Source organism: Massilia aurea, assembly GCF_040790145.1.
Taxonomy (GTDB): domain Bacteria; phylum Pseudomonadota; class Gammaproteobacteria; order Burkholderiales; family Burkholderiaceae_D; genus Telluria; species Telluria aurea_C.
Map to the genome: position 1 here is coordinate 365564 of NZ_JBFMMP010000001.1, position 12169 is coordinate 377732.

Sequence of the window (12169 nt, forward strand, 5' to 3'; positions counted from 1 at the left end):
TCCTTATGCTAGGCGTATCGCTAAAGCGGCTAACGTGAGCAGCAACACGGGTAGCGTAAGAACGATGCCAACACGGAAGTAGTAGCCCCAGGAGATGTGAATGTTTTTACTGTCGAGCACGTGTAGCCATAGCAGAGTCGCTAGGCTTCCGATCGGCGTGATCTTGGGGCCAAGGTCGCTACCGATGACGTTGGCATAGATCATTGCCTCTCGCACGACTCCTTCAGTGGCCGTAGCATCGATCGACAGTGCACCGATCAGCACGGTAGGCATATTGTTCATGATGGAGGAGAGGCCTGCTGTAATGAAGCCCGTACCCAGGGCTGCGCCCCACACGCCGTAACTCGCGCAACGCTCGAGCAACGCCGTGAGATAGTCGGTGAGACCCGCGTTACGCAACCCATAGACGACCAAGTACATACCGAGCGAAAACACCACGACCTGCCACGGCGCGTCGCGCAGCACTTCGCGCGTGGAGATGCGATGACCGCGCGCTGCAACTGCCAACAGCATCACTGCGCCTACTGCAGCTACTGCACTGATCGGCACGCCGATCGATTCAAGCCAGAAGAAACCGATCAATAGCAGTGCGAGGACCCACCAGCCAGTAATAAAAGTTGCCCGGTCATGAATTGCCTCATGTGGGCGTTTCAACTGCGCCAGGTCGTAGTTGGCCGGAATATCTCGTCGGAAGAACAGTAGTAGAGCGGCCAACGTTGCGATGACCGATACCACATTGACTGGCACCATCACGGCCGCATATCGCGCGAAGCTGATGCCGAAATAATCGGCCGAGACGATATTGACCAGGTTAGAAACCACAAGCGGCAAGCTGGCTGTGTCGGCGATGAAGCCCGCGGCCATTACGAACGCAAGCGTCGAGCGTGCATTAAAGCGCAGCGCACGGAGCATGGCGATCACGATTGGCGTGATGATCAGTGCTGCCCCATCATTGGCAAAGAGCGCTGCGACGGCAGCCCCAAGTAGGACCAGCATCACGAACAGTCGCTTGCCGTTCCCGCCACCCCACCGCGCGACATGTAAGGCCGCCCATTCGAAGAACCCGGCCTTGTCGAGCAGCAGGCTGATGATGATGACTGCTACAAAGGTGCCGGTCGCATTCCAAACAATATTCCAGACTACTGGGATGTCGGCGAGGTGAATGACACCCGCCAGAAGCGCAACTAAGGCGCCAATCGATGCGCTCCAGCCGATTCCAAGACCACGAGGCTGCCAGATGACAAAGATGAGAGTAACGAGAAAAATCAGGAATGCGATCAGCACGGGTGATCCCGGAAAAGGTAATGGTCGGGTTGATGGTTGCGCGGCAGGCCAGGGCAAACTGCCACAGCCGGCCTGCGGTTACTAATCGGTCAGGTGCCGATGGTGCCAATGCGGTCCAGTTCTTCTTTGAACCGAACCCGGTCATCTTTCAGCTCTTCCAGCGGAAGCGACAAGAATGCCTTGATGCGTGCATTAATGATGTCGTAGGTGTGCTCGAACGCTGACTCGATCTCTTCCTCTGTTCCGACCACGTGGCCGGGATCGTCCAGTCCCCAGTGCGTTCGGATCACCTGTCCCAAGTAAGCCGGGCAGGTTTCGCCAGCAGCATTGCTGCACACGGTCACGACAACATCAGGAGTGACCGGCAGATCATCCCAAGACTTGCTGTAATAGCCTTCTGTCGAGATGCCCTTGTTATGGAGTAACGCCACTGCGCGCGGATGAAGCTGCCCGGCAGGCTGACTGCCTGCGCTGATGGCCTTTAGGCCAGCCGGTGCGAGATGGTTGAAAACGCCTTCGCTCAAGATCGAGCGGCATGAGTTGCCAGTGCAAAGAAATAGGATGTTCATGTGAGAATGGTCGTTGGGTCAAAAAAAAGGGTCAAACTGGTGTAGAGCCAATGCCGCTGACCTGCGCCTGGATTGCATTTTTCTCGAGCATATTGAGCGGCAGACTCGTGAACAGATTCATCCTGGTCAGGATCTGCCTGTACACCTTGTTAAATGCGGCTCGCTTTTGCTCATCAGTACCTGTGACAGCGGCGGGATCTTCGAAACCCCAATGTGCCGAGATGGGATGACCAGGCCAGATTGGGCAAACTTCTCCTGCCGCGTTGTCGCACACCGTAAAGACAAAATCCATATGCGGCGCGTCGGCCTGGCTGAACTCATCCCAGCTTTTGCTACGCATTTGAGTCACGGCGTAACCGGTACCGCGTATTTGCTCGAGAGCGATTGGGTTGACGGCGCCGGTCGGGTGACTGCCAGCCGAGTACCCGCGAAAACGCCCCTTGCCCATGGTATTGAGCAGTGCCTCTGCCATGATGCTGCGAGATGAATTGCCCGTGCACAGAAACAGCACGTTGTAGATCTTGTCTTCCATGATTTCTCCAGGTCGATTAACTGCTTGCATGAGCGAAGCTGAGGTAGCCGCGCTATTTGTCCAAAGAGCGGCGCCTACTGGTCCGCAGGGAATGCCCTTGCAGCAATCTTCGCTGAGGTACTCAACCAAGCCACCCATCGTGTCCAGGTTTGCCGTGTAGATAATTGAACGACCCGCCTGACGAGGACTGACGAGACAGGCGTGCGTGAGTTCCTTCAAGTGAAACGAGAGCGCCGGAGGCGTAATGCCGAGGTGATCGGCGATCTTGCGTGCGGCAAGACCTTCTGGGCCGACCTGAACCAGCAGGCGAAAGACGTCGAGCCTGCTCTCTTGGGCGAGCGCAGCCAGCGCGCCGAGTGCGGATTTTTTCTGCATGCCTAGGCAACCTTCAAATGTTCAACAACTTTTTAATTATTGCATGTTTTTTGGGGAAGATTCAACGTATATTGAACTATTCTTGTGCAAATGCAGCATGTGCGGCGGAAGGCTGGGAACGGCCTGGCTCTCGGCAGAGCGGAGCACTGGTCGATCACGTGATCATCCTGAAACTGGCGATGTTGTAAGAAAATGGGCACATGAAGCTGGTCGTGACAGACACGCTCTGACACCTGACAGCAGCTTGCGGTGTAGGCAAAGCTATGGAGAAATCGTGACAGCGCAATGGCGTATGATCGGCATCCTTGCATGCACGCAAATTATCTCGTGGGGCTCGATGTTCTACGGATTCAGCGTCATCGCGCCCGAGATCGAGCGAGAGACCGGGTGGAGCAGTGCGCTTGTGTTCGGGGCTTATTCCTGGAGCTTGCTCGCAGCTGGCGTTGCCGCGACACCTGTGGGCATGTTGCTCGACCGATACGGTGGCCGCTCAATCATGAGCATTGGCTCGGTTGTTTCCGCCATCGGTTTGTTCGCACTTGGCATGAGTAAGACGCCTGCCACTTATATCGTTGCATGGACGATCATTGGCTTGGCGATGAGCTTGACGCTGTATGAGGCGGCTTTTGCCACAATTAATCGTCGTTTTGCCCTGCAAGGTCGCAAAGCGATATCGATGCTCACACTGTTTGCTGGCTTCGCGAGCACGGTGTTCTGGCCGCTCACTCAGGTGCTTGATACGTCGCTCGGGTGGCGCGATACCTATCTGCTTTACGGGGCCTTTCACCTGGTGATTTGCCTGCCACTTCACATGCTACTCGGTAAGGAGCAGGTAAGGCAGATTTCGCGCCAGAACGCACACCGTGGACATACGCTTTTTGAAGCAATACGCCATCCGGCGTTCTGGAAGCTCGCGATTGCTTTCGCTGCCAATGTGCTCGTGTTTTCGGCCCTGTCGGTGCATCTGTTGCCCCTGTTGCAGGAGCTCGGGCATAGCGCCGAACTGGCCGTTATGATGGCCATGTTGATTGGGCCCATGCAAGTCGCCGGCCGGGTACTGGAGCGGACGGTCGGGCGTAATTGCATTCCTCAAGCGGTGGGTATCTTTTGCTTTGCGACACTCCCTGCCGCACTAACAGTTATCGTGCTTTTTGGTGAGCAAGCGTGGGCCGTTGCGGCTTTCTGTGTCATTTACGGACTGAGTAATGGGATAATTACGATCGTGCGTGGCACGTTGCCTCAAGCGCTCTTCGGCAGTGAGAATTATGGTTCCATCGCAGGTGCCATGGCGGCGCCGGCGTTGCTGGCCAAAGCGGCCGGCCCCGTCGTAGCAGCTCTGATCATGGGCAGGCAGTCAGACCCTTCGATCATATTGTCGATCCTGCTGGGCGTGGCGGTACTGTCCCTTGTGGTCTATTTACTGGCGATCAGGGAACCGGTCGAACTCAAGCTAGGTATCGCTTCCTTACCGACGCCCGGGGCAACTTCGCCGGTAGCATCGAAAGAACATGAGTCCGGCCTATAAGCTTGTGGGAATCAGAGGCAGCCTGGCTGACTATCCTTGGTCCTTACCAGTTTGCCCGGTGCTTGTCTTGCGTATCGTTGTGTCGGTTGTCATCGGGCGCGTGTAGATACCCACTGGTAGTGCTGATCGAAGCATGACCGAGATTGTCCCTGACGTGCCGCAAGTCTACGGAATTATTGGCCATATGTGAACCCGCCGTATGCCGCAGCCAATGCGCAGATGCCTGGCTGATTCGATGAGCAACATGCGCAAACTCTGGTCCCTTGAGCTTGATGCGCTCGGACGTCATCGCGAAGACTGACTTGACGATGTCGTGGATCCCGCCGCGGCTCATCGCTTTGGGCTTGCCACCGATGGGCAGCAGCAGCGGCGTTGACTCGCCAGATACAGGCAGAGCAGGGTAGTTCAGTTCACGCCGGTATCGCCCGAGCTCAATCATTAACTCATGGGTCGCCGGGACTAATCGTACCTTGCTACCTTTGCCGAGTATTTCAAGCCACCACCGTTCGGCGCCGTCGCGGTCACGCCTGCAGAAGAAGTTGCCCATGTTGTTCTCGGCAATCTCCGAGATACGTAGGCCGCAAACATAGAACAAGGTGAGCAGCCATCTCAACCGAAGATACCGTTCACGCTCCCTTGGCGTCTCACGCGGCATGGCGTCGATCGTGGCTTTGACCTCCAGCCACAATTCATCGTCAAGATAGCGTTCAATGCGCGGCGCCCGCGCACGGCCACGTTGGCGGGAAAGTGAAAGCGGGTTGCCTGCCAGGTACCCCGCACTGACGAGCCAGGAGAACATCGATGCGAGGATGATGCCTGCCTGTCTTTGACTTGACACCGACAGCGGCCCTGCAAACGGGCGCCAGCGCGGATCATTGCGGGAATGTCGCCGATTCTGCGCACTCACCCACATATCCCGTGGGATAGGATTGCCCAGGAATGTCTGGTAGGCCAACCAATCCTCGTGTGCCAGAGAAGACAAGGGCTTACCACGCTCAAGCACACACCAGAACAGTAGCCGCTCAGCCTCCTTTCGGTAGGCATCGAACGTTGTTTGCTTGTGGGTGAAATTCGCGAGCCAGGCCAGCACCGCAGCAACGTCGGTGTTTGCGCCAATTTGCCTCGGCACATTCCACTCGCGGTTGGTGCCAAGTGATCCATCCAGATCGCGTGACACCGACATCACCTCCATGGGAGAAACGGGAAATGCTTCGAGGACGGTGGCGATCTGTTCGGACATCAAAAATTTACTCTGACACAGGAATTAGCTAGATCGAGGTTTGCCGGTGCCGCTCTGAAGACGCACCTCTTGACGAATCTCGACAGGTTGCAGCGTCTGGTAGCGCTGTCGAATATTATTGTAGACGCCAGGCGTGTCTTCAGCGGCGACTGTTACAACCATTGCGTACGGTAGTGGCGGCAGCGAGGCGTTGTCGACGCTTTGTCCGTCCTCCCGAGCGCCGTACGTGATGTCAAAAAGCGGATCGTCTAGCGTGTCGACGTTAAAGCGATGTTCATGCTTGAGCGTCGTCTCCCATTTTTGCTCGTCGGTGCGCGCCTCTAGTTCGGTCGTGTACATCTTCGACGACGAGAAAAACGGCATCGTCTTCTTCGATGTCTTCTTCGGACGCAGCAACACCGTCAGTCCGGCGCGGGTGTAATTCACCGCATGTTCTGGATCGGTGTGACTTGCGAAGCATAGCGTGGCGCGAAGAGTTACCTTCCCATTTAGCGGAAGGGAAGGGAACGGGATGAGCGCCCGCAGGTTTTGACCAGCCTGCAGGGTACCTTGGTAAATAACCCTGACTTCGTTGTCCTCGCACGTCAGGACCTCATCGACACTCTGGGGAAACCGGCCATGCCCGACATGGCTCATCAACATCTGTTTAGGTCGGCTGGCGTGGTGCGACATCAACGCACGAACAGCCAGAACGCTCAGTGGTGAGTTCAGCGACACTTTCACGCCGATCGCCGTTCGCAGGGTCGCTGGAGAACTGAAACTCGTGCCTGTCGTGTGAGCGTATTGCCCGCTGAGAGCATTGTAGACAGTGAAGGGCTCTTCTTCCGAGCCACCAAAGGCGACGCCATCAGGTTTGATCATGCCCGGGCTGCGGCCGGGGCCGTGTGAACTATAGGGCGCACGCGCCCAAGACGACGATGTCACGTCGCTCGCGCCCACGGCCAGCGCGTTGACCATATCGGACGGGGGCTGTACCCGGCACTCGGGCCATTCCTTCTCGCCATCATTACCAACCGCGATAGCTGCTAATGTGTTGCCCGAGGCAAGGTGACTGTCTATCAGTGCTGTCCACGGGTGAACTTCATCATCGTCCATCGGCATATATGGCCCGATGCTGAAGTTCAGGAAGTCATATTTCTCGGTCTTCAGAACATGGTCGATATTCTTGAGTACGTCGTAGAGATCGACGTCGGGCACATTATCCGAGAGCTGCAACGATGGACTGATGCAGCGGTAATGATGCACGTTTGCATAAGGACGCGGGAACTGCTCACTCTCTTCGTCAAGTGGTCCGAACAGCAGAGCGCTTGTCACACCGTTGCCGTGATTGAGATAGGCTGCCGAGGTCGTCTCTGCACCTGGCAAGATTGTCTCTTGTACCCACCGGCCCAGGTCGGTGTGACCGATGCCGCCGTCGAACACTGCGACCTTCAGCTTGGTGTCAATCGCAGGTTGCTCAGTTAAAGCGGGCGCGACGACGCTCGAGCTACGCATGTCCCTGCCGCCGATACGTAATGACGGCATCACCCGCACCGCCCGCACAAATTGGAACGCTGCCAGATCCTGCGCTTGCGCGGCCGCCAGGCGCACTGGAATGAATGTCAGGGCAGATACGCACAGTGCACGTGATACTTCAGCTGCTCCCCCTAGCGAGGCGACGTAGGATGCGAACGCTTTGATGATGTCGGCATCCTCGACAGCGGCGTGCAGGACAACCTCAAGCGAGGCCAGTGCTCGATCCGAATTCCTGGCAAAGTTTTTGTCCGCGGCACTGAACTCTTCCATGAGTTCGAATCGACAAAATGCCTTCTGCTGCGTTTCAGACATTTCTTCCGAAAAAAGCATTTTCTTCAATTTGCTGAATGCCACTTCGGTACCTGCGACATACAGCGCTGCGGTGAAGGTCTCTTCACCCGCACGCTGGCGGCTGCTCGCGACGTCACGCGGCACTACGCGGGCTGACCGGCTTCCTACGCAACGCAAGCCGCTTGCCTTGAGCAGGTTATTGGGGTGATGTGTTTTAGCGAGGAAGGCGGGATGTAACGTGAACCTGGCAACGGACTCGCCGCGAGGCTTGAGAGCCGGCGGCTGTGCATGATAGTTGTTTAGCAAGAGGTCAAGTTGCTTGCCAAGGCATTCTCGCTGCTGCGCGATGTTATACGGGTACTTTTTAAGTCCCGATCCGCGCTTGAGCGTGAAAGGCTGCGTGAGCGTCTCGCCGTATCCCAAAATGATGTTCGTTGCCGCCATTCTTGATTACTCCCCGAGGTAACGTTTGATGACACTGCTCACTGTAGGATGGGTTTTCCCCAGCCGAGATGCGATTTCCCGTCGCGATAGGCCTTCCAGATGCAGCAGAAGCATCTCGCCTTCATGCGGTTTAACCATGTCGCCTTTCCTCATCCTGAGCTGCAAGGCATTCTTGACCAGAATCGGTACGAGCGCCGATTGCTCGAGGAGGGCGCTTTTACGAGACGAATGGATGAGGTGGCCAATCGAGCTGAACGATTCCCCGTGCAGCAGCGCAGCCAGATTCCGGCGGATGTTCTCGCCCATCGGCAGATCCTGCAAATACTCCACGATCAACTCGGGTGAAGGGGGCTCGAACTGGACGACGTGATCGAACCGGCGCCACACTGCAGGGTCGAGGAGTTCACCGTGATTCGTTGCCGCAATTAACAGCGAGTTCGCCGGCCAGTCGTCGAGGGCCTGCAACAGCACGTTGACCAAGCGCTTGAGTTCGCCAACATCGCTGTCGTCGTCGCGCCGCTTTGCGATCGCATCGAACTCATCGAGTAGCAAGACGCATGGTCGAGAGATGGCATGATCGAAGACAGCGCGTACATTGTTGCCAGTTTTCCCGAGATAGCTGCTCATGACCGTCGCCAGATTCAACGTCAGCAAAGGCAGCTTGAGTTCTTGTGCCAGCCAGTGTGCAGCGAGCGTCTTGCCAACGCCAGGCTTGCCACAAAATAGCAACATCCTTGCCGGCGCCAGGCCTTCCTGCATTAGCAGATCAAGGCTGCGCCATTCTTTCATTACGCCTGACAGCACGCTGTCAACCGTATTGCTAAAGACAGGCCGTTTTGGCAAAACCACTGGGAAAATGGTTTCTACAAGCTCCATTCGGGAGTCAGCATCTACTGGCGTTGGGACGAAGTCGCCGGTGCCGCGCATGACATTGTCGACTGAGAGGAACTGGGCGAGCTCTTGGGCTAGCGCCAAGTCGGTCTGTTTGAGTTTCGAAGCAAACCTACCAACGGCGAGTGCGAACGCGCTACGCGAACCGGTCATTCCCGACTGAACAACCTTTACCAACTCTTTTCTCGGGAAACTTTCCACAACAATCCTTATTTATCAACTAGTTACATCATGTGGTAAATATCTATGCGTTGATTTTATCCTATCCTTTCCACCAAAGCCATGCTTTTATCGTCGACCAAGACGCAAAAGAGCTGGCGGGCTAACGAGTGCCGCGCCCATGACGAAAACACTCGACATAATGGTAATAATGTCAGAATTACGGAAGAGGGCGACAGAATTGATATGGTTTACGTAGTATTACTCGATACCTATGGAGGCCTTCATGCCCGACAATTCTCAGATAGCGGTTGCCGTGCAGGCCGACATCGACGCTCTTCGTGAACGCTTTCCGCGAACCTCGGATCTGTATCGGGAAGCCTGCAGCATCATGTTTTTTAGATACGGCCTAACGCCGACCACGAATGCGCTCTACCAATTCGTTCGCAAGGGAAGCATGTCTGTGCCTAACGAAGCACTGAGGCGGTTCTGGAGCGACCTAAGGGAACGGGCCAGGGTGGACCTGCAGCACGCGGACTTGCCGGACCAGGTCAAGCATTCAGCCGGCCAACTGGTCGGGGAAATCTGGTCGTTGGCCCGCCAGGCGGCTGACGAATCAATCGCAGCCTTGCAGCAGAGCGTGGTCGTCGAGCGCGAAGCGGCACTGGCCGAGAAGGCGACACTGGAAAACCAATTCGCCCAACTGTTATCACAGTTCGAGAACGCTCGCGCCCAGATTGCATCGGCTGAGGCGACAGTTGCGCAACAGCGAGAAGAACTAGGCGCGAGGGCAGCAGTCGAGCGGGAGACGGGGAAGCGGCTTGTCGAATCGCTGGCAGAAATCGAACGGCTGCAAGGCCTCATCGATTCAATGTCCGCAGCACACGTGACCGAGATCGACAAAATAACGGGGCGCGTTGTCCAGGGGAGAATAGGGAAAACGGAAAAAATCGGGCGCTAAGCCCTGTTACCGATTCTTGAAGTCCGCAGCGGCCGATATTTTTCTCATCAACCTTCTTGCTCTTCCTTCAAATGTAATATCCGGTCCCGTAGATGTGCTCCCAGGCCAACGAGGACACGAAACTGCAGCATACTGGCGTCGGGGAGCTGCCAGGACCGCGCGCAACCTGTGTCGCCCGCTCCAGAAACACCGCATGCCAAAGAACGATGGCGCCCGTCACCAGGTTTAAGCCGCGGTCGCACATATCACCTAAGAGACGGTTTAATAACTCACCGGAAACGCATCCGGTGCAGTAATGAAGAGCCGAGCGCGATGAAAATCATCGCTTCCGACACATCAAGGCGCTGCTCGTAGTCCCGGACAAGACGGCGATAGCGCATCAGCCATGCAAACGTGCGCTCGACGACCCAGCGTCGCGGTTGTACCTGAAAGCCGTCCTGGCCCTGTAAGCCACGTACGACTTCGACGGTAAAGTCGAGATAGGCTGCCTTGTCGAGCAAGGTGCGTCGGTCGTAAGCCGCATCGCCGAACAGATGCTTGACCCATGGCCAACGCTTGACTAAAGCATCGAGGACCGATTGCGCACCTGTTGAATCGGCGATGTCGGCAGGCGTCAGATTCACTGCCAGCAGTCGCCCGTCGGTATCGACCGCGATATGTCGTTTGCGGCCGCTGATCTTCTTGTGTGCGTCGTAGCCACGCTCACGTGCGCCTGGTGCCTTGACGGACTGGCTGTCGACGATGCCGGCCGAGGGGACGACTTCGCGCTGTTCGCACATTCGGTCCAGCATCAATGCCAGATCGTGGATCGTTCGGAAGAGGAAGCGTCGCACTAGCCGACGGAACCAGTAATACACCGTTTGATAGGGAGGAAAATCGTTTGGCAACATGCGCCATTCGCAGCCCGAACGGACCAGATAACGAAGTGCATTGATCACCTGGCGAAGTTCCGTCCTGCGGGGGCGACCAGTACGAGCAGCGCCCGGCAGTAATGGCTCGATGAGTTTCCATTCCTGATCACTCACATCAGTAGGATAACCCTTGCGCTCCTTGGGAACCCGGACCTTATGCCGTGTTCGTTGCTCTGCTGTCCACATGGCGTACTCCTATCGAAGAGGACCATTTGGACATCATAGTTGCTTCCGAGTTTTCAAACCGTCTCTAAGCGATGAATCAAGACCGCTCTGGCAAGCGCATTGCGCGACTGCTTGCCAAGCGTATCAGACTGTAACTTTCTGCAATACCACCAAGTTTCTCGTATTAAAAAAATACAGATCCTCGATTTCTAACGGTAGCCGCTAATCGGGCAGTGCTTCAAACGATTCCGAGCATTTTTATCAGGAAAAAACTGATGACTGCCAACGCCAGCAGCGACAACACGACAACTGCGGCGACCCGGCAACCGGCCCGCATGACTGAGCGCGCATCGACGCCGAGTCCGAGTGCGGCCATCGACATAATGGTGAGGAAATTCGCCGTCACGTGCATCGGCGCAATTGCCGCCTCTGGAATGGCGCCGAACGAGCGCAAGGTCAGCAGTAGCAAAAAGCCGACGATGAACCACGGGACCATATGCGACAGCGCAGGACGACGACCACCTTCGCGCCGACCAATCAGCGACAGTACCAGCACGACTGGGCCCAGCATCAGCACCCGCACCAGTTTCACCAGGGTGCCGATGTGGACGCTGCTAAGCGATATCGATGAGGTCGCGGCCAGCACCTGGGGCACCGCGTAGACGGTCAGCCCGGCAAAGACACCGAACTGCGTTGGTGAAAACGACAACAGTGACACCATTAGCGGCAGCACCAGCACCACGACAACGCCAAGCACGGCAGTGAAGGCGATCGCCGCAGCGACGTCCTTTCCATCCGCATCGATAACCGGGGCCACCGCGGCAATGGCAGAGTTACCGCAAATCGAATTGCCGCAGGCAATCAAGATGGCCATCTTGCGCGGCAGACCAAAAGCACGGCCAAGGGCAAAGCTGAGCGCAATCGCGATGGCGACCACTGCCGCGATGCCGCTCATCAGACCGATGCCGTTTTCGAGCAGCGCACCGGCGCTGACCGAAGCGCCCAGCAGCACGACCGCGATTTCCAGCAATAATTTCGCACCGACTTGGATGCCGTCTTCGAAGCGAGTATCGAGCCGATGCACCGTCCGCACGGCGGTGCCTAGAAGAATGGCCAGCACCAGGCTTTCGAGCCATGCGTGGCCAAATAAAGCGCTTTCGATGTTTTCCATTGCGTAAGCTATCGCAGTAACCACAGCGCAAAGTGCCAAGCCTGGCAGCGCGTTGCGAACGAGTTTTAGTGGTTGCTTGACCATTTGCCGCTCCTGATTCTCGAATTCAATAGAACGATTATCAAGTCGACAGATT

The 12169-nt window shown here is 56.5% G+C and carries 11 protein-coding genes and 1 pseudogene; 2 read left to right on the plus strand and 10 right to left on the minus strand.

Annotation, left to right across the window (positions count from 1 at the left end; all coding sequences use genetic code 11):
* Positions 1 to 3 precede the first annotated feature (3 nt).
* The 4 genes and pseudogenes from AB2N08_RS01530 to AB2N08_RS01545 all read right to left on the minus strand — a co-directional run.
* Positions 4 to 1284 (minus strand): arsenic transporter, encoded by a 1281-nt coding sequence (locus AB2N08_RS01530; protein WP_147934239.1) that lies wholly within the window; start codon positions 1282 to 1284, stop codon positions 4 to 6.
* 89 nt (positions 1285 to 1373) lie between these two features.
* Positions 1374 to 1853: an arsenate reductase ArsC gene (locus tag AB2N08_RS01535; protein WP_147934238.1), complete on the minus strand. Its 480-nt coding sequence runs from the start codon at positions 1851 to 1853 to the stop codon at positions 1374 to 1376.
* 31 nt (positions 1854 to 1884) lie between these two features.
* Positions 1885 to 2385: an arsenate reductase ArsC gene (locus AB2N08_RS01540; protein WP_229493505.1), complete on the minus strand. Its 501-nt coding sequence runs from the start codon at positions 2383 to 2385 to the stop codon at positions 1885 to 1887.
* A 201-nt stretch (positions 2386 to 2586) separates the two neighbouring features.
* Positions 2587 to 2760, minus strand: a pseudogene (locus AB2N08_RS01545) (helix-turn-helix domain-containing protein); the annotation flags it as partial.
* 292 nt (positions 2761 to 3052) lie between these two features.
* On the opposite strand from AB2N08_RS01545, the gene AB2N08_RS01550 reads away from it, so the two are divergent.
* On the plus strand, positions 3053 to 4285 hold the full coding sequence (locus AB2N08_RS01550) for an MFS transporter (RefSeq protein ID WP_367608855.1): 1233 nt from the start codon (positions 3053 to 3055) through the stop codon (positions 4283 to 4285).
* A 43-nt stretch (positions 4286 to 4328) separates the two neighbouring features.
* Here AB2N08_RS01550 and AB2N08_RS01555 read toward each other — a convergent pair whose 3' ends face one another.
* The 3 genes from AB2N08_RS01555 to AB2N08_RS01565 are packed head-to-tail and all read right to left on the minus strand — an operon-like array spanning position 4329 to position 8867.
* Positions 4329 to 5525 carry a tyrosine-type recombinase/integrase gene (locus AB2N08_RS01555; RefSeq protein ID WP_147934235.1) on the minus strand — a complete coding sequence of 399 codons (1197 nt, stop codon included), beginning with the start codon at positions 5523 to 5525 and terminating at the stop codon, positions 4329 to 4331.
* Between the two features lie 24 nt (positions 5526 to 5549).
* On the minus strand, positions 5550 to 7775 hold the full coding sequence (locus AB2N08_RS01560; RefSeq protein WP_367608856.1) for a S8 family peptidase: 2226 nt from the start codon (positions 7773 to 7775) through the stop codon (positions 5550 to 5552).
* Between the two features lie 6 nt (positions 7776 to 7781).
* Positions 7782 to 8867 carry an AAA family ATPase gene (locus AB2N08_RS01565; RefSeq protein WP_147934233.1) on the minus strand — a complete coding sequence of 362 codons (1086 nt, stop codon included), beginning with the start codon at positions 8865 to 8867 and terminating at the stop codon, positions 7782 to 7784.
* A 244-nt stretch (positions 8868 to 9111) separates the two neighbouring features.
* On the opposite strand from AB2N08_RS01565, the gene AB2N08_RS01570 reads away from it, so the two are divergent.
* Complete coding sequence (locus AB2N08_RS01570) at positions 9112 to 9786, plus strand: DNA-binding protein (RefSeq protein WP_367608857.1); 675 nt, start codon at positions 9112 to 9114, stop codon at positions 9784 to 9786.
* 67 nt (positions 9787 to 9853) lie between these two features.
* Here the strand turns inward: AB2N08_RS01570 and AB2N08_RS01575 are convergent, their stop codons facing one another.
* From AB2N08_RS01575 to AB2N08_RS01585, 3 genes are all read right to left on the minus strand, one after another.
* A complete protein-coding gene (locus tag AB2N08_RS01575; RefSeq protein WP_136223706.1) occupies positions 9854 to 10030 on the minus strand; it encodes a Tn3 family transposase in 177 nt (58 codons plus the stop codon).
* 25 nt (positions 10031 to 10055) lie between these two features.
* Positions 10056 to 10883: an IS5 family transposase gene (locus AB2N08_RS01580; protein ID WP_027868003.1), complete on the minus strand. Its 828-nt coding sequence runs from the start codon at positions 10881 to 10883 to the stop codon at positions 10056 to 10058.
* A gap of 217 nt (positions 10884 to 11100) precedes the next feature.
* Complete coding sequence (locus tag AB2N08_RS01585; protein ID WP_075791083.1) at positions 11101 to 12117, minus strand: YeiH family protein; 1017 nt, start codon at positions 12115 to 12117, stop codon at positions 11101 to 11103.
* Between the last annotated feature and the right edge of the window lie 52 nt (positions 12118 to 12169).

Excerpts from the sequence above, each read along its gene's own strand:
- AB2N08_RS01575 (WP_136223706.1), bottom strand. The coding sequence starts at position 10,030 with ATGTGCGACCGCGGCTTAAACCTGGTGACGGGCGCCATCGTTCTTTGG.
- AB2N08_RS01555 (WP_147934235.1), bottom strand. The coding sequence starts at position 5,525 with ATGTCCGAACAGATCGCCACCGTCCTCGAAGCATTTCCCGTTTCTCCC.
- AB2N08_RS01585 (WP_075791083.1), bottom strand. The coding sequence starts at position 12,117 with ATGGTCAAGCAACCACTAAAACTCGTTCGCAACGCGCTGCCAGGCTTG.
- AB2N08_RS01535 (WP_147934238.1), bottom strand. The coding sequence starts at position 1,853 with ATGAACATCCTATTTCTTTGCACTGGCAACTCATGCCGCTCGATCTTG.
- AB2N08_RS01550 (WP_367608855.1), top strand. The coding sequence starts at position 3,053 with ATGATCGGCATCCTTGCATGCACGCAAATTATCTCGTGGGGCTCGATG.
- AB2N08_RS01580 (WP_027868003.1), bottom strand. The coding sequence starts at position 10,883 with ATGTGGACAGCAGAGCAACGAACACGGCATAAGGTCCGGGTTCCCAAG.
- AB2N08_RS01540 (WP_229493505.1), bottom strand. The coding sequence starts at position 2,385 with ATGGAAGACAAGATCTACAACGTGCTGTTTCTGTGCACGGGCAATTCA.
- AB2N08_RS01570 (WP_367608857.1), top strand. The coding sequence starts at position 9,112 with ATGCCCGACAATTCTCAGATAGCGGTTGCCGTGCAGGCCGACATCGAC.
- AB2N08_RS01560 (WP_367608856.1), bottom strand. The coding sequence starts at position 7,775 with ATGGCGGCAACGAACATCATTTTGGGATACGGCGAGACGCTCACGCAG.